Annotated in this window: 16 protein-coding genes; 13 read left to right on the plus strand and 3 right to left on the minus strand. The window is 40.2% G+C overall.

From position 1 onward, the window contains the following. Nucleotides 1–14 precede the first annotated feature (14 nt). The 5 genes from WG954_RS12910 to bglX are packed head-to-tail and all read left to right on the plus strand — an operon-like array spanning nt 15 to nt 5,998. Nucleotides 15–842 carry a phytanoyl-CoA dioxygenase family protein gene (locus WG954_RS12910; protein WP_340437017.1) on the plus strand — a complete coding sequence of 276 codons (828 nt, stop codon included), beginning with the start codon at nt 15–17 and terminating at the stop codon, nt 840–842. 5 nt (nt 843–847) lie between these two features. Beyond that, a complete protein-coding gene (locus tag WG954_RS12915; RefSeq protein ID WP_340437018.1) occupies nt 848–1,261 on the plus strand; it encodes a DoxX family protein in 414 nt (137 codons plus the stop codon). 1 nt (nt 1,262) lies between these two features. Next, on the plus strand, nt 1,263–3,026 hold the full coding sequence (locus tag WG954_RS12920) for a discoidin domain-containing protein (protein ID WP_340437019.1): 1,764 nt from the start codon (nt 1,263–1,265) through the stop codon (nt 3,024–3,026). A 1-nt stretch (nt 3,027) separates the two neighbouring features. Then, entirely contained in the window at nt 3,028–3,696 is a 669-nt protein-coding gene (locus WG954_RS12925; protein ID WP_340437020.1) for a GDSL-type esterase/lipase family protein, read from the plus strand. Between the two features lie 13 nt (nt 3,697–3,709). After that, on the plus strand, nt 3,710–5,998 hold the full coding sequence (gene bglX / locus WG954_RS12930; RefSeq protein WP_340437021.1) for a beta-glucosidase BglX: 2,289 nt from the start codon (nt 3,710–3,712) through the stop codon (nt 5,996–5,998). Between the two features lie 81 nt (nt 5,999–6,079). Here bglX and WG954_RS12935 read toward each other — a convergent pair whose 3' ends face one another. The 3 genes from WG954_RS12935 to cobA all read right to left on the minus strand — a co-directional run bounded on the left by WG954_RS12935 (nt 6,080) and on the right by cobA (nt 8,415). Next, nucleotides 6,080–6,802 carry a hypothetical protein gene (locus WG954_RS12935; protein ID WP_340437022.1) on the minus strand — a complete coding sequence of 241 codons (723 nt, stop codon included), beginning with the start codon at nt 6,800–6,802 and terminating at the stop codon, nt 6,080–6,082. 86 nt (nt 6,803–6,888) lie between these two features. Next, entirely contained in the window at nt 6,889–7,578 is a 690-nt protein-coding gene (locus tag WG954_RS12940) for a Crp/Fnr family transcriptional regulator (protein ID WP_340437024.1), read from the minus strand. 54 nt (nt 7,579–7,632) lie between these two features. Then, nucleotides 7,633–8,415: a uroporphyrinogen-III C-methyltransferase gene (gene cobA / locus WG954_RS12945; RefSeq protein ID WP_340437025.1), complete on the minus strand. Its 783-nt coding sequence runs from the start codon at nt 8,413–8,415 to the stop codon at nt 7,633–7,635. Nucleotides 8,416–8,610: 195 nt separating this feature from the next. On the opposite strand from cobA, the gene nirB reads away from it, so the two are divergent. From nirB to WG954_RS12985, 8 genes are all read left to right on the plus strand, one after another. Beyond that, nucleotides 8,611–11,109, plus strand: a complete 2,499-nt coding sequence (nirB, locus tag WG954_RS12950; RefSeq protein WP_340437026.1) for a nitrite reductase large subunit NirB — start codon at nt 8,611–8,613, stop codon at nt 11,107–11,109. Nucleotides 11,110–11,326: 217 nt separating this feature from the next. Beyond that, nucleotides 11,327–11,674 carry a nitrite reductase small subunit NirD gene (gene nirD, locus WG954_RS12955; protein WP_340437028.1) on the plus strand — a complete coding sequence of 116 codons (348 nt, stop codon included), beginning with the start codon at nt 11,327–11,329 and terminating at the stop codon, nt 11,672–11,674. A gap of 195 nt (nt 11,675–11,869) precedes the next feature. Next, nucleotides 11,870–13,420 carry an alginate export family protein gene (locus WG954_RS12960; RefSeq protein ID WP_340438917.1) on the plus strand — a complete coding sequence of 517 codons (1,551 nt, stop codon included), beginning with the start codon at nt 11,870–11,872 and terminating at the stop codon, nt 13,418–13,420. 49 nt (nt 13,421–13,469) lie between these two features. After that, nucleotides 13,470–14,678 carry a CmpA/NrtA family ABC transporter substrate-binding protein gene (locus tag WG954_RS12965; protein ID WP_340437029.1) on the plus strand — a complete coding sequence of 403 codons (1,209 nt, stop codon included), beginning with the start codon at nt 13,470–13,472 and terminating at the stop codon, nt 14,676–14,678. A gap of 97 nt (nt 14,679–14,775) precedes the next feature. Next, complete coding sequence (gene ntrB / locus WG954_RS12970; protein ID WP_340437030.1) at nt 14,776–15,561, plus strand: nitrate ABC transporter permease; 786 nt, start codon at nt 14,776–14,778, stop codon at nt 15,559–15,561. A gap of 18 nt (nt 15,562–15,579) precedes the next feature. Beyond that, nucleotides 15,580–15,777 carry a nitrate/nitrite transporter NrtS gene (nrtS, locus tag WG954_RS12975; RefSeq protein WP_340437031.1) on the plus strand — a complete coding sequence of 66 codons (198 nt, stop codon included), beginning with the start codon at nt 15,580–15,582 and terminating at the stop codon, nt 15,775–15,777. A gap of 48 nt (nt 15,778–15,825) precedes the next feature. Further along, nucleotides 15,826–16,686 (plus strand): ABC transporter ATP-binding protein, encoded by an 861-nt coding sequence (locus WG954_RS12980; protein ID WP_340437032.1) that lies wholly within the window; start codon nt 15,826–15,828, stop codon nt 16,684–16,686. Between the two features lie 27 nt (nt 16,687–16,713). Then, nucleotides 16,714–18,018, plus strand: coding sequence for a NarK family nitrate/nitrite MFS transporter (locus tag WG954_RS12985; RefSeq protein WP_340437033.1), 1,305 nt, complete (start codon nt 16,714–16,716; stop codon nt 18,016–18,018). Nucleotides 18,019–18,065: the final 47 nt, after the last annotated feature.

Here is an 18,065-nt window from a genome sequence, read left to right on the forward strand (position 1 = left end):
TAAAAACAAAAACAATGGCAGCATATTCATTAACGCCTGAACAAATTGCATCTTATCAAAAAGATGGATACTTGATTGTTCGAAATTTTTTGCAACATGTTGAAGTGGAAAAATTGCAAAATGTGGCCTTTGATGATGCAGTGATACGGAAACATGCGTTTGATCTAAACGATCAGGTAGGCAAAAAAACAAAACTTACTTTGTGGTATAAACCGGGTAATGATGCTTACGGGTTACTTACAAGAAGTGAACGTATGATTACAGTAGCTAATCAACTGATGGAAGGCGATAGTGCGGTGTGTCATTTTCATAGTAAGCTCATGCAGAAAGAACCACGTGTTGGCGGTGCATGGGAATGGCACCAGGATTATGGTTATTGGTACAAAAATGAATTTTTATTTCCTGAACAAATGCTCTCGATCATGGTTGCTATAACTGATGCAAATAAAGCCAATGGCTGTTTGCAAATAATAAAAGGCTCGCATAAAATGGGCAGAGTAGAACATGGTTTTGCAGGCGAGCAGGTTGGTGCAGCACAACGATATGTTGATCTTGCTTTGCAGACAATGGAATTGCTGTATGTAGAATTGAAAGCAGGCGACGCATTGTTTTTTCACCCGAACTTGTTACATCGTTCTGAAGCAAATTTATCTGAGAAGGCCAGGTGGTCGCTGATTTCTGTTTATAACAGAAGCGCCAACGTGCCGTATAACGAACCATCGCAATCATCTACCATACCGGTACAAGTGGTGCCCGATGCAGCATTACTCCATAGGGATACTACTGCCATGGAAGACACGGCCGATTTTCTGACCAAAGAAAAAGACGAAGCATTAAAATAATTGCTATGAAGAAATTCTTTTCAGCAGAACCCTTTGCACCCAACGTTGGTTTAATGTTGGTTCGCATTGTTGTTGGCTTGTTTCTCATCTATCACGGTTGGGAAGTATTTGATGCAGCGAAGATGAATGAATATCTTACCTGGGACAGTTTTAAGCAATCTTCGAATGGAATGCTGTTGGTATATGCAGGAAAGTCAGCAGAATTAATAGCCGGTGTATTGTTTATGTTGGGTTTGTTTACACGTGTTGCTGCAGTACTTACAATCGGCACTCTTGGTTACATTGCATTCGGATTAGGCAACGGTGTTGTTTGGTACAACGATCAGCATCCGTTTATGTTTGTACTCATTGCATTCCTGTTTTTGTTTACAGGCCCGGGAACAATCAGCCTAGATCATTACTTATTTAAACGAAGTTAAAATGAAGAACGGTGTAATGCTTATAATACTGTTTGTAACAGTTTGCAGTAGTCATGCGCAGAAAAAAACCTATTGCAACCCAATCAATATTGATTATGGCTATACACCTATTCCAAATTTCAGCGAATGGGGCAGGCACCGTGCAACAGCCGATCCTGTGATCGTTACATACAAAGGCGATTATTATCTCTTCAGCACAAACCAATGGGGTTATTGGCACAGCAGCGATATGCTCAACTGGAAATTTGTATCAAGGAAATTTTTGCGACCATGGAATAAAGCATATGATGAACTCTGTGCACCTGCTGTTGGTATCATAGGAGATACGATGATCGTTTTTGGTTCAACTTACACACGCAACTTCAGCATTTGGATGAGTACAAACCCAAAAGCAAATGAATGGAAACCGTTAGTTGATTCATTTGATATTGGTGGTTGGGATCCTTCTTTCTTTACGGATGATGATGGCAGACTGTATATGTACAATGGCAGCAGCAATAAATTTCCCATGTATGGCATTGAATTGAACCGAAAGACATTTCAGCCAATTGGCACAAGAAAAGAAATGTATTTGCTTGAGCCCTGGCGTTTTGGCTGGCAACGTTTTGGTGAGCACATGGATAATACATTTCTTGATCCGTTTATTGAAGGCAGTCACATGACAAAGTATAAAGGAAAATATTATTTGCAATATGGTGCACCAGGCACAGAGTTCAGTGGTTATGCAGATGGTTTATTAGTAGGCAATGGACCGTTGGATTTTTTTGAAGCACAAAGTGATCCGTTAAGTATTAAGTTAGGAGGTTTTGTTAGAGGGGCAGGACATGGTGCAACATTTACTGATAAGTTCAATCAATACTGGCACGTATCAACAACAGTTCTGTCGGTGAAGAATACTTTTGAACGCAGGCTTGGTATATGGCCAACCGGTTTTGATAAAGATGGCAACATGTTTTGCAATACAACATTTGGCGATTATCCGCATTATATTCCTGCCGATAAAATTGACGGATCAACTTATGGAAAAGATGGCAAGTCGCCTTATTTCACAGGCTGGATGTTACTCAATTATAATAAACCTGTGCAGGTTTCTTCAACACTCGGTGGTTACCTCCCCAACAATGCAGTGGATGAGTTGATCAAAACATACTGGAGCGCAACAACAGGAAATAAAGACGAGTGGATACAAACCGATCTTGGAAATGTTTCAACTGTTAACGCTGTGCAGATCAATTATGCCGACCAGGATGTTGAGCAAAACCGTTTAGGTAAATGGAATGATCAATATCACCAATACAAATTGTACTATTCAGTTGATGGGAAAAAGTGGAATATGTTAGTTGATAAAAGCAATAACAAAACTGATCTTCCTCATGAATATGTTGAATTGGAAAAACCAGTACAAGCACGTTATATCAAACTGGAAAATATTCATATGCCAACCGGCAAGTTTGCAATCAGTGGCTTTCGGGTATTTGGAAATGGTAATGGTGCAAAACCTGAAGCCGTGAAAGGTTTTATCGTATTACGTACAGAAAAAGATAAACGAAGTGCCTTCATAAAATGGAAACCGGTTGACAATGCTTTTGCTTATAACATCTACTACGGCACGCATCCTGATAAACTGTACACAAGTATCATGATCCATTCCAACAATGAGTACTGGATGAAAGCAATGGATTCTCAAAAGACATATTATTATTCCATAGAATCGATAAATGAAAATGGAGTAAGTGAACGTTCACCTGTTATTAAAGTTGAATAAAATGGGGAAGCAAATTTTCATTGGTATTTTTTCCTTGTTATTTTTTGTTGCAGTGAATGCACAAAGTAATGAACCATATCCATTTTGGAACGAAGTGCAGGAATTTAAAACAGCCGACAGTATTTCGTTCCCTGCATCTAACCAAATTCTGTTGATCGGTAGTTCTTCCTTTACGTTATGGAAAGATGTTCAGAGTTATTTCCCCGATCGTAAAATATTGAACCGTGCATTTGGCGGCAGCACTTTGATTGATGTGATCCGTTACCGCTATGATGTTGTTTATCCATATCAACCGAAACAGATCGTTATCTACTGCGGAGAGAATGATTTTGCCAGCAGTGATACGGTAACAATTGAAATGGTCGTAAAACGTTTTACTACATTATTCAATTATATCCGTGCAAAGTATAGGAACGTACCCCTGGCTTATGTGTCAATGAAGCCAAGCCCAAGTCGTGTAAACCTGATGCCGAAATATGTGGAAGCGAATAAGCGCATTCGAAATTTTCTGGCAACAAAACCCAACACAAAGTTTGTAGACGTTTACAGCGCAATGCTTACTTCAACCGGCGAACCAATGCCTCATATTTTTCAAGAAGACAGGTTGCACATGAATGAAAAAGGTTATGCTATCTGGAAAAAGAAACTGCAGAATGTTTTACTTAAATAATAAATGTTGTTTTATGAAAGTCTTAAAAGGATTGCTCATCGGATCTTTCGTTTTGTTTACTGTTCAGTTACAGGCTCAGCAAACAAGCGAAGCAAAAATGAAAATATTCATTGATGCACTAATGAAGAAGATGACAGTAGATGAAAAGATCGGTCAGTTAAATTTGCCTGGCTCTGGTGATATTGTAACCGGGCAAGCCGGCAATTCTGATATTGGCAAAAAGATCAAAGAAGGAAAAGTGGGCGGACTGTTCAATATTAAATCTGTTGCAAAGATCAAAGCGGTGCAAAAAGTTGCAGTAGAAGAAACACGGTTAAAAATTCCATTGCTATTTGGAATGGATGTAATTCATGGCTATCAAACTGTGTTTCCTATTCCGTTGGGATTAAGCTGCAGTTGGGATATGCAACTCATTGAACAAAGTGCACGCATCGCAGCAATTGAAGCAAGTGCAGATGGGATCAACTGGACGTTCTCGCCTATGGTTGATCTTACACGTGATCCTCGTTGGGGCCGTGTATCAGAAGGTAATGGTGAAGATCCGTATCTCGGCGGACAAATTGCAAAAGCAATGGTGCGTGGTTACCAGGGAAAAGATCTGTCGTTGAATAATACCATCATGAGTTGTGTAAAACACTTCGCATTGTATGGTGCTGCAGAAGCCGGTCGTGATTATAATACTACTGACATGAGCCGCTATCGTATGTACAATGAATATTTTTATCCGTACAAGGCAGCGGTTGAAGCAGGTGTTGGAAGCGTAATGGCTTCGTTTAACGATATTGATGGAATACCTGCAACAGGAAATAAATGGTTACTCACAGATGTGTTGCGCAGGCAATGGGGCTTTAAAGGATTTCTCGTTACTGATTATACAGGCATCAATGAAATGATGGATCATGGTATTGGTGATCTTAAAACTGTTTCAGCAAGAGCATTGGGTGCGGGTATTGATATGGATATGGTGGGCGAAGGATTTCTGACAACACTCAAGCAATCATTGAGCAGCGGGAAAGTAACCATGCAAATGATCGATGCAGCTTGCAGAAGAATCCTTGAAGCAAAATATAAGCTCGGGTTGTTCGATGATCCTTATCGTTATTGTAACGAGGAGCGTGCAAAGACAGAAATATTTACCTCGGCTCATCGTAAGATCGCAAGAGAAACAGCAGCACAAAGCTTTGTGTTGTTAAAAAATCAAAACAATGTATTGCCACTGAAGAAAAGCGGAACAGTTGCAGTGATCGGGCCATTGGCAAATGATAAACGTAATATGCCCGGCACATGGAGTGTAGCTGCAGAGTTTGATAAAGCAACAGCTGTATTAACCGGTTTGAATGAAGTGGCTGGTAATAAAGTAAAGTTCCTCTATGCAAAAGGAAGTAATCTTGATTATGATGAAGCATTTGAAGATCGGGCTACCATGTTTGGTAAAGGAATCGGTCGTGACAAACGTACACCTGAAGAAATGATCAACGAGGCGATAGCGATCGCAAATCAAAGTGATGTAGTGTTAGCCGTGTTGGGTGAAAGTGCAGAGATGAGTGGTGAATCATCAAGCAGAACTAACATTGAAATGCCACAGGCTCAAAAAGAATTGTTGAAGGCCTTATTGAAAACGGGTAAGCCTGTTGTACTGGTATTATTTACCGGTCGGCCATTGGCATTAACATGGGAACAGCAGAATGTACCGGCTATTCTCAATGTTTGGTTTGGCGGTAGTGAAGCTGGTTATGCAGTTGCTGATGTATTGTTTGGCGATGTAAATCCTTCAGGCAAATTAACCATGACGTTTCCGCAGAATGTTGGACAGGTGCCTTTGTTTTACAATCACAAGAATACCGGCCGTCCATTGGCAGATGGAAAGTGGTTTGAAAAATTCCGCAGCAATTATTTAGATGTAAGTAATGATCCGTTGTATCCTTTTGGTTATGGACTGAGTTATACAAACTTTAGTTATAGTGATGTAAAGATCAGCAATGGATCACCCAAGGGTAATCAAACTATTACAGCAAGTGTAACATTGACCAATACAGGCTCTGTTACAGGAAAAGAAGTGGTGCAGTTATACATCCGTGATGTGGTTGGTTCAGTAACACGCCCGGTAAAAGAATTGAAAGGTTTCCAGAAAATTGAATTAAAAGCAGGAGAAAGTAAAACCGTTACATTCAATATCTCACCCAATGATCTGAAGTTTTACAATTACGATTTGAAACATGATTGGGAAGCAGGCGAGTTTCAGATCATGATCGGCGGAAATTCAAGAGATGTGAAAATGGCAAAAGTAAATTGGAGTAAATAAAAAAGTCCAATTGTTGAGAATCGTGACAGTTTTCTGATAACAAAGAAAATTGTCACGATTTTTTTGCATTTAAAGGTTGCTTTAAAACTGAACAAACCAATCGCAGAAATTGTGCCAGAACTCAAACCTGTAAAACGTAAATACGGAGATATGATAGAGCAGGAGTATGAGTAAAGCCACAGGAAATACATTCCATCGTTTATGCGATCGCCAATCCCAGATGCAAAGACCGATCAACATCAGGTCGGCTAAGAGGAACCCTGCGAACGGTGCAATCGGGTTGCCTTCGATCGTTGGCATATAATCCAGGATACTTCTGAAGTGAATATGGATCAAACGATCTGTTACAGGTGTAAACATGGTAAACGCAGTGCAGATCATATAACGGGCATGAATAGTTGATTTCTTACGATGATAAATTGCAAGACCGTAAAGAATGGCAAATGCAACAAGTGCATTTGCCGCCAGTGCGACAAAGAAATAGTCCATCGTGCCCAGTTGCGGCACAAATTGCAACTGGTATTTTAATAAGTCAAGTGTGGTAAAGATCATCAGCGGCACCAAAACGTACGATCCTTTGCCAATGGTCCTGTGCAGCTTTGTTCGTTTTATACGGATGAGATATGGCTGCACAATCAGCATCAGGCACCAGAGCGTTAATGCAATGCCATGCAGATGCATCCTGTAATTCTTCTGTTCAAGTAATTTGGTAAAATAAGTAACCCAGAAACCGGCTACTACAAAAAGGAAGAAAGCAATGAAATAAAAATGACTCTTTTGAAAAATAGTTTTCTCAAGCTTCATAGCAATTAGTTGGTTAATACCCAATATACAAATCTGTACGGATTAGCTAACCAATTCTTTCATCAAATCTATAAGTGGAAATGAGATCAGCTCTGCTCCATATATTCTTGCAGTAATGCTTCGTTCAGAATTTGTGTTTTCTTGCCGTCGGTATTAATGGCTTTTTCACTGCTTAATTCATTCATGATCCTGAACAGTGATTCATACGTAGTGCCAGTATACGATGCAAGATCCTGGCGGCTGATAGAAAGATTAATGTAACCATGTGCATCTTTCCCAAACTTATTCTGTAAATAAAGCAATGCATTTGCAATACGTCCCTTTACATTCATGTGTGCAAGGTTACGCATGCGTTTCTCCGATTCTTTCAACTCGGCAGCAAAGAACATTAATAAATTGTATTGAAAATCGGGATTGGTACGAAGTGTACTGTTAAAGAAAGAAAGATCAATGTAGCAAACATCAGTAGGTTCCATTGCTGTACCTGAAACAGGATAAACAGTATCGGCACCAAGACCACGATGTCCTACAATATCACCATCTCTTGCAATTCGTAGGATCAGTTCTTTTTCATCGCTCCAGCGTTTATGCACTTTTACCAACCCTTTGCTGATAAAATACATGCCTGTTACTTCCTCGCCTTCAATAAACAGTTGCTCACCCTTTTTGAAATGAAAGCTTTTACGGTTGGCATCAAGTGCAGGCAACCAATCGTGCTGGCATTGTTTGCACATGGTACAGCTTTTCAGGTCGCAGTTCTTTTTGTTTTGCTTCATTGCGGATTTTCGTGTTTGCTGCTGCAAAGTAACAGCAAACGGTGTTTGGGTTCATTACAAAGATTTCTTCTGAAAGATACCATCTCTTGTTTGTTCGTTGATAGCCGATTTTATAAGTGAAGGATGCAGTTTCACTACTTCGCCCACAATAATAATAGCAGGGTTGCCAATACCTTCGTAGGATGCTTTAAAGAAAATATCTTTCACTGTGCCGATTATCATCTTCTCATCTTTGGTAGTTCCATTCTGAATAATAGCAACCGGTGTATCACTTTTGCCATGTGTTCTGAAAATATCCATAATACCTTCAAGCTTACTCATGGCCATTAATATAATAACAGTAGCGCTCGATTGTGCGGCTAATTGTATGTCAGTCGATATCTCACCTGAACGGGTGGTGCCTGTTGTTACCCAAAAGCTTTCATTAATACCACGACAGGTGAGGGGGATCATTTGAGAAGCCGGTACAGCAATGGCACTGGAGATACCCGGCACTAACTCAACTTCCATTCCGGCCAGTCTTGCAGTTTCAATTTCTTCCTGCGCACGGCCAAAAACAAAAGGATCACCACCTTTTAAACGAACCACCATCTTGTGATTCTGACCATATTCTACTATTAATGTATTGATCTCTTCCTGCGAAAGGGCATGGCAACCATAACGTTTGCCCACAAAACGCTTGATACAGCCAGGCGAGGCATATTGCAGAAGTTCATCGTTGGCGAGGGCATCATATAAGATGACATCGGCCTGCTCCAGCATACGTATAGCTTTTATTGTAATAAGTTCCGGATCGCCTGGTCCGGCCCCAATAAGTATCAATTTCCCCAGTTTCATACAAATTAAATTAAAATATATGTGATTGAAATCATGTTTCGTTGAATGAAATTACAAAAAATCGTCTTAATTTCATGACAGAAATCATTTAATACTCTGTTGAAACTTGAATTTGCCATAAAAAATATTAAATGATTTTAAATTATAATACGATTGTTTGCTACCATTATTGTTTACACTTAAAACAGTAACAACATGAAAGTGGTAGTAATAGGAAATGGCATGGTGGGTTACAAGTTCTGCGAAAAGCTTGTAAAAAAGAACAGTGCCGGTAATATCTCCATCGTGGTTTTTGGAGAAGAAGTAAGACCTGCTTACGACAGGGTTCATTTAAGTGAGTATTTCGCCGGTAAGTCTGCCGACGATCTTTCCCTCGCCCCAAAAGAATGGTATACTGATAATGGTATCGTGCTGCATCTTTCAGATCCTGTGGTTTCAATAGACCGGGAAAACAAAACTGTGCACTCACACGCAGGTGTAACCGAAACTTACGATTACCTGATCCTTGCCACCGGTTCGGCAGCTTTTGTGCCGCCAATTCCGGGTGTTGAAAAAGAAGGTGTATTCATTTACAGAACTATTGAAGACCTGGAGTTGATGACCAACTGGGCAAAGAAGTCGAAGAAAGGTGCAGTCATCGGTGGCGGTTTGTTGGGATTAGAAGCAGCCAAAGCAATGCTCGATCTTGGTGTTACCGATACACAAGTGATTGAATTTGCTCCACGCCTCATGCCTCGTCAAATTGACGATGCAGGTTCAAGATTATTACAATCGAAATTACAAGACCTCGGTCTTACAATTCATACATCAAAAAACACAACGGCTATTAATGGTGATGATGCCATCAGCAGCATGAGTTTTTCTGATGATAGTTCTTTTGATGTTGATATGCTCGTGATCTCTGCAGGTATTAAACCAAGAGATGAACTGGCGAGAAACGCAGCCATTGAAGTTGGTCCACGTGGAGGAATAACCGTTAACGACAACTTGCAAACATCCGACCCTTTTATTTTTGCTATTGGCGAATGTGCTTTACATAAGGGAATGATCTACGGTCTTGTTGCTCCCGGTTATGAAATGGCCGAAGTGGTGGTAACGAATTTAACTGGTGGCGAAAAATCATTTACCGGTTTTGATATGAGCACCAAACTCAAATTGATCGGTGTAGATGTTGCAAGCTTCGGTGATCCGTTTGTGAGCGGTGAAGGCATCAGAAGTATTGTATTTGATGATAGTGTGAAAGGTGTTTACAAACGTATTAATGTAAGTGCTGATGGTAAAGAATTGTTGGGTGGAATTTTAGTGGGTGATGCAGAGCAATACAATATGTTATTGCAAACCTGCAAGAATAAAGTGGTGTTGCCTCCTAATACAGAAGATGTAATTCTTGGAGCAAGAGGTGGTGAAGGTGATGGTGGCGCAGGCGTTACAAGTTTGCCTGATGATGCAGTGATCTGCAGTTGCGAAGCGGTTACAAAAGGTGCTATTTGCGAATCTGTAAAACTCGGTTACGAAACTGTTGATGGTATTAAGAAGTGTACAAAAGCAGGAACGGGTTGTGGTGGTTGTGTGCCAATGGTGAAAGACCTGATGGTGCATACCATGAAAACACAAGGCAAGGTTGTTCGCAATGTATTGTGTGAACACTTTGATTACAGTCGCCAAGAATTATTTGATCTCATCAAAATAAATGATCTGCGTACATACGATGCAGTGCTGGATAAGTTTGGTAAAGGTGATGGTTGTGAATTATGTAAACCTCCTGTTGCATCTATTCTCGCAAGTTTGTGGAATGAAGTAATCCTTAAAAAAGGAAATGATACAGCACAGGATAGTAATGATCGATTCTTAGCGAATATTCAAAAAGGTGGAACGTATTCGGTAGTTCCCCGTATTCCCGGTGGAGAAATTACACCCGATAAATTAATTGTAATTGGTCAGGTTGCGAAGAAGTATAATCTCTATACAAAGATTACCGGCGGTCAGCGTATCGATTTGTTTGGCGCACACTTAAGTGATCTGCCAAATATCTGGGAAGAATTAATTGACGCTGGTTTTGAAAGCGGACATGCTTACGGTAAAAGTTTACGTACAGTAAAAAGTTGCGTAGGTAGCACCTGGTGTCGCTTCGGTTTACATGATAGTGTAAGTTTTGCAATACGAGTTGAAGAACGTTATCGTGGTCTTCGTTCACCACATAAATTAAAAGGTGGTGTGAGTGGATGTATCCGTGAGTGTGCAGAAGCACAGAGTAAAGACTTTGGTATCATCGCTACTGAAAAAGGCTGGAACCTCTATGTATGTGGCAACGGTGGTAGTAAACCTCAACATGCTTTATTGCTCGCATCTGATATTGATGAAGAAACATGTGTGAAGTATCTCGATCGTTTCTTAATGTTCTATGTAAAAACTGCTGATCCATTAACACGTACAGCTACATGGTTGAATAAGATGGAAGGTGGAATTGATTACCTGCGTTCAGTTGTTGTGCATGATGCATTGGGTATGAATGCAGAGTGGGAAGCGGCCATGGAAAGCCATGTAAACACTTACGAGTGCGAATGGAAAGCTGCTATTGAAACACCTGAATTAAGAAAACGTTTCAATCACTTTGTCAATGCACCGGAAGAAAAAGATCCAACAGTTGTGTTTGATCCGATGCGTGAACAGAAGCGTGCTAAAGAATGGAAATAAGAATTTTTGGTTTTGAATAATACGATTGCCGCCATATAGAAAATTGCATTATAACCTCCGAATAATACTTCAAACGAATTTTTGATGATTGATTGCTAAGGCCCCAATGGCCACTTTTCTGCGATTGCCTGCATATAAAAAAAGGAAACTCTGTTCTGTTGTGTAAACACTTGTTTCGTCAACAGGTATTCAATTAAGTCCTTTAAGTACTAAAAATATGATCGCAGAAAAAACAATTACCTGGTTTGCCGCCTGCAGAGCTGAAGATGTTCCTGCTAACGGTGGCGTGTGTGTGAAATACAACGACACACAAATTGCACTTTTCCATTTTACAAGGAGAGATGAGTGGTATGCCACCCAAAACGAATGCCCACATCGTCAGCAAATGGCGTTGAGCCGTGGTATGATCGGTACACAAAACGAAGAACCGAAGGTTGCCTGTCCGTTTCACAAAAAAACATTCTCGTTGGTTACAGGCGAATGCCTGAGTGGTGATGAATGCGCCATTAAAACCTATGAGGTGAAAGTAGAGAACGGTACGGTATATATCGGCATTGAAGATTAATAAAACAACTATTTCAAAACCAAAACTTACAGACTACATGAAGAGAAAGTAAACGAAATACTCAGCATAGCTGAAAAAATAGCCCGGCAGATGGCAGTCTAACCGGGCCGTATGATTCCAGGATTTATCACCTTAAAATCGACCAAAATTAACATGAAAAATTTTAAAACAACACGAATAATCTTTTTGAGCTTGATGCTACTCGCTTATTGTACAACAAAAGCACAGTTTACATTATCAGGCCAGCTCCGCACACGTACTGAAGTGCGTAACGGTTTGGGCAACCTCGTATTGAAAGGTTCAAAGCCCGCTGTGTTCACTTCACAACGTACAAGATTGAATTTTGGCTATAAATGGGACAGGTTAACTTTTGGTGTAGCAGTGCAAGATGTTCGTGTTTGGGGACAGGATGCATCATCTATTTCAAATGCAGATGGTAATCGTTTTATGTTGCATGAAGGTTGGGCAGATCTTACATTGTTCAACAGTGCAGATACTACTATCAAAGCAAAAGGTATTGACCTGATGAGCCTGAAAGTAGGCCGCCAGGAATTAATTTATGACGATGTTCGTTTGATCGGCAATTTAGATTGGTTACAGCAGGCACGCCGTCATGATATGGCTTTGCTGAAAACCGTACACAAAGGATGGCAGATCGATATCGGCTATGCTTTTAATCAAAACACAGATGCATTTGGTTATACCGGAACAGGTTATGTTCCATCCAATGTACCTGCGTATGTAAAAAACTCATTGGGTACATTAGTGCCAACACCTGCTGGTATGTTGCCAATGGCAACAGCAGGTAATGCTGCGAACAACAGCAGCAAAACAGGTGCTCCTGTTTTTATGAATCCTCCCACAACAAACGGTGGTAACCAGGATTACAAATCATTTGCAAGTTTGTACATCAGTAAGAAAATTAAGCAGACTAAATTTTCTGCACTCTTCTTCAACGACAATTTTGGTAAATACAAACTTGATTCAGCAGGCAGCGATGCAACAGGATATGTGTATGGCCGTCGCTTCGTTTCATCAGGCGCATCAGATGCGTTCAATTATAAAGGAACCAATCAACGTTACACATATGGTTTAATGCTTAATCAAACCATTGGTAACGCTTCTGGCTTTGGTAAGATCGCTTTCCAGGGTGCGTTCTATGCACAAAGTGGTAAGAACCGTGATGGGGTGAAAATGAAAGATGCATATCACTATGCAATTTCTGCAACCTATCAAAAAGGAAAGATCAGTATTACACCCGGTTATGAGTTTTTAAGTGGTAACGATGCAACAACAGCAACAGATGAAAAATTTGATCCGTTGTATGGTACACCACACCGTCACTGGGGTTACATGGATTACTTCTATGTAGGAACAGGTTCGCCCGCAGGCGGATTGAAAAATCCTTATTTCAAAGTGAAGTACACAGGTACTGCTTTAACTGCTGGTGTTGATTTTCATTTGTTCTCCATTGATAAGGACATGAAGAAAGCTGATGGATCTTTCATTGGTAAAAATCTGGGTAATGAACTTGATTTCCTGTTGAACTACAACATGAACAAGTTTACAAATATTGAGTTGGGTTATTCAATCATGAATGCAACCGGCAATATGGCGATAGCAAAAGCACAGGCAACAACTGATGCAGCAGCTGCTAATTACAGGAAAACAGGAAACTGGTTTTACGCCATGATCCGTTTTACGCCTGATTTCTTTTACACAAAGCCGGTAGCAATTAAACAGTGATGAATGATGATGTGATGAACAATGATTATTAACACTTAAAACATTAAACATGAAACTTTCGATAAAAAATTTGGTGCTGTTCTCGGCAATGGCGCTTTTACTCACAGGTATTTTCGCCTTTAAAATAAATACGCCATCACGTAAGATCAAGCTGGGGTTTATTCCTCTTACCGATTGCGCACCACTGGTAGTGGCAAAAGAACTCGGACTCTTTGCGAAGTATGGAGTGGATGTGGAACTTGAAAAACAAGCATCATGGGCTGTAGTGCGTGATAAAATATTGAATGGTGAATTAGATGGTGCACATTGTTTATTCTCGATGCCGCTTTCAGTTTATACAGGTGTTGGTGGTAAAGCAGGTTCGGAAATGAAGATCGCAATGGTGCTGAATAATAATGGACAGGCCATCACCTTATCAAAAGATTTTTGCGGACAGGTTGGTTTTAAGCAAGTGAATAAAGCAGCAGCAGCTGTTAAAACAATACAGGGAAGAAAGGAAGTAACCTTCGCTCAAACATTCCCTGGTGGTACACATGATATCTGGTTGCGTTACTGGATGAGTGCTGCAGGCATCAATCAAAAATCAGTTGGTATCATTACCATTCCTCCTCCGCAAATGGTAGCCAACATGCGTGTTGATAACATGGAAGGTTATTGCGTTGGTGAACCATGGAATGGTGTAGCTGCTGCACAAAACATCGGCTTCACTCATATTTCAACACAGGATCTCTGGAAGAATCATCCTGAAAAAGCACTGGTGGTTAATTCAGCTTTTGCTTCTGCAAGCAGGGAAGATCTGAAGAAAGTAATGAAAGCAATTATTGAAGCATGTAAATGGCTCGATGTAATGAGTAACAGATCTAAAGCAGCTTCATGGCTTTCAAAACCAAATTATGTAAATGCTCCGTTGCAGGTAATTGAAGCAAGATTAAAAGGATCCTATGATCTCGGTTGCGAATTAGGTGTACAGAAATACAAAGATGATTACATGACCTTTTATAACAACGGCATTGTAAATACACCAAAGAAATCATACACTGCCTGGTTCCTTGCACAGTATGTACGCTTTGGTTATTTAAAAGCTGAACCGAATTACAAAGCCATTGCTGAGAAATTAGTGTTGGATGATCTGTTTGCCGAAGTGGCAAAAGAAATGGGTGTGCCGGTGCAACCGGATATGCAGGTGATCAAAACAAATTTTGATGTAGCCTTCGATCCAAACAATGTGTCGGCGTATTTGAAAACAACAAAACATTAAATGGTGAGTGGTGAATGGTGAATTGTGAATGAGAGTTTGTAATCAGAAACAGATTTATTCACCATTGACCATTCACAATTCACAAAAAATAATTACGATGAAAAATTTCTTCTCACTTAAAACGCTCCAGTCGCTGCTCTACTTTTTGGGTGGACTTGCGCTGATGGGTGGTGTATGGGAATTAATTGCAGCGATCACTAAACATGAAATTCCTACGCCTGCAATGACATGGGAAGTGTTTAAGGAAGTAATGCAAAATCCCATGCAGAACGATCCTGACTATAAAGGCATCGGTACAAAACTGATCAGTTCACTCAGTCGTGTTGGTATCGGTTTTGGGTTTGGTAGTTTGATTGCCATTCCAATTGGTTTAATCATGGGTTCCAATAAAATTACCATGAACATCATTAACCCAATGGTGCAGATCCTTCGCCCGGTTTCTCCATTGGCATGGTTTCCTTTAGGTCTTGCCATTTTCCAGGATTCACCACAGGCAAGCATCTTCATGATCTTTATTTGTTCATTATGGCCAACGCTCATCAACACAGCATTTGGTGTTTCACATATTCCGCAGGATCATAAAAATGTTGGAAAAGCATTTGGCTTCTCCCGTTGGAAATACATTACAAAAATTGTGTTGCCTTATACATTCCCACACATCTTAACCGGTTTGCGTTTGTCGATTGGTGTTGCATGGATGGTAATTGTAGCAGGAGAGATGTTATCGGGTGGTATGGGGCTTGGTTATTTTGTTTGGGAAGAAGGATTTAACGGCGGAAGCATTGCGAAGATCCTGGTGGCTATCATTATCATTGGTATTGTCGGTTTGTTACTCGACAGAATTTTCATGGCGCTTCAAAAGCGTTTCAGTTTCGCAGCATAAAACGTAAAACAAATGTTTATGAATAAGAAAAATATAACAACAGCTTTACTGGTAGCAGTGATCGTTGGAACTGTTTTGAATATCATAAACAGTTACGATGTGTTTGTAGAGAGAACATTTACCGGTAAGAACCTGATAAGGATCATGCTTACCTACATTACTCCGTTTTGTGTATCGCTTTATTCGTCAATAAAAGCGACAAAGCAAAAAGCATGAACGGGGCGATAACAGAAAACGAAATTTTAAATTCTTAACTGAAAAGTTATGGCAACAACATTAGAATTAAGTCCACGGGTGGTAGAAATAAATTCAGCGGTTGATACTGCAGAGCAACCGAGCATTGAAATAAACAATGTATCAGTAAGCTTCAAAACACCTACTGGTGTTTATACAGCGGTGAAAGAAATTTCATTGAATGTAAAGAAAGGAGAGATCGTTGCTCTCATTGGTCACTCCGGTTGTGGTAAATCAACGTTGATGGGTACCATCAGCGGTATGGTGAAACCAACATCAGGTGAAGTGATCGCCAATGGAAATGTAGTATCAAAGCCCGGCCCCGACAGAGGTATTGTTTTTCAAAACTATTCTTTGCTTCCCTGGTTGAGTGTGTACAGCAATATTTACGAAGCAGTTGACGCTGCTTTGAAAGATAAAACAGCAGCAGAGAAAAAAGCATTGGTGGAAAAGAATCTGAAGATGGTTAATCTCTGGTCGCACAAAGACAAATTGCCCGGTCATCTTTCGGGTGGTATGAAGCAACGTGTGGCTATTGCAAGAGCATTCGCCATTAATCCAAGTATTCTGTTGCTTGATGAGCCATTTGGTGCATTGGATGCATTGACCAAAAGCAATATGCATGTTGAACTCTTGAAATTGTGGAATCTTGATAACAGGGAAAAAACAATTGTGATCGTTACACATGATGTGGAAGAAGCGATCTTCTTAAGCGATCGTGTCGTGGTAATGAACAATGGCCCTGCTGCAACCATCAAAGAAATTGTGGATGTGCCTTTGCCTCGACCAAGAAATAAAAAAGAGATCGTTCATGATGAATGTTATATGGCGATCCACGATAAGTTATTAAGTCTCCTGATCGATAAATTTTCAATCAACGATATACATTAATTTATTCTAACACTTAAACAACAGCTGATGTCGCAAGCAACATTACAACAACCACTAAGCAAACTCAATATCTTTTCATTGAGTGGTGTGCAAATGAGAACCTTCCATATTACATGGCTTACATTCTTTGTTTGCTTTTTTGGATGGTTTGGTTTGGCTCCATTGATGCCAACCATAAAAGAAGACCTGCATTTAGATAAATCACAGATCGGAAATATTGTGATCGCATCTGTATCAGGTACTATCATTGCACGTTTGTTGATAGGTCGCTTGTGCGATACCTGGGGTCCACGTAAAACATACACTGTGTTATTGTTGCTTGGTGCAATACCGGTAATGGGTGTTGGTCTTGCACAATCGTACACTTCGTTTTTGTTGTTCCGGTTAGCGATCAGTGTTATTGGTGCATCATTTGTGATCACACAGTTTCACACTTCGATGATGTTTGCAGCAAACATTAAAGGAACAGCTAATGCAGTTGCAGGCGGTTGGGGTAATCTTGGTGGAGGTATCACCAACATGGTTATGCCGTTAATCTTTGCAGCGATTGTTGGTTTTGGTTATACAAAAGGGGAAGCATGGCGTTATGCAATGATCGTTCCCGGTGTAATGATGTTGGTTGTTGCATTCCTTTATTTCCGTTATACAAAAGATACACCTGCCGGTAACTACGATGAAATTCAACGTGAAGCAAAAGTAAAAACGAAAACAGATTACAGTGTACTGAAAGACTGGAGAGTTTGGTCGCTTGCACTGGCATATGGTGTTTGCTTTGGTATGGAAATTACATTCGACAATATTGCTGCTTTGCATTTTGTACAGGAGTTTAAATTATCACAAAGCAGTGCAGGTTTCTGGGCCGGTGTATTTGGTTTCATGAACATTTTTGCACGTGCACTCGGTGGCATCTTTGCTGATAGAGTTGGTAAAAAATATGGTATGCGTGGTAAAGGTTTATTACTTGCTGCAGTATTGTTGCTCGAAGGTGCAGGTTTGATGCTCTTTGCACAAGCCGGTTCATTCACGATGGCTATTATTTCCATGATCTCTTTTGCATTGTTTTTGAAAATGGCGAATGGTGCAACTTACGCCATCACTCCATTTGTAAATGAAAAGAATGTGGGATTAGTGAGTGGTATTGTTGGCGCAGGAGGTAATGTGGGTGGTATGTTGTTTGGGTTTCTGTTTAAAAGTAAAAGCATTACATACGTTGATGCGTTCGGATATATCGGTATGATCGTTATGGCTGTATCATTACTGGTATTGGTAACAAGATTTACAAAGAAAGAAAAAGTAGCAGAGCTTAATGTGGCGTTGGAAAACGCAGCCTGATGATTTAGCGATTGCTTCCAATATAAAAAGCATATAGTGAAGGAAAC

Source organism: Lacibacter sp. H375, from assembly GCF_037892425.1.
Taxonomy (GTDB): domain Bacteria; phylum Bacteroidota; class Bacteroidia; order Chitinophagales; family Chitinophagaceae; genus Lacibacter.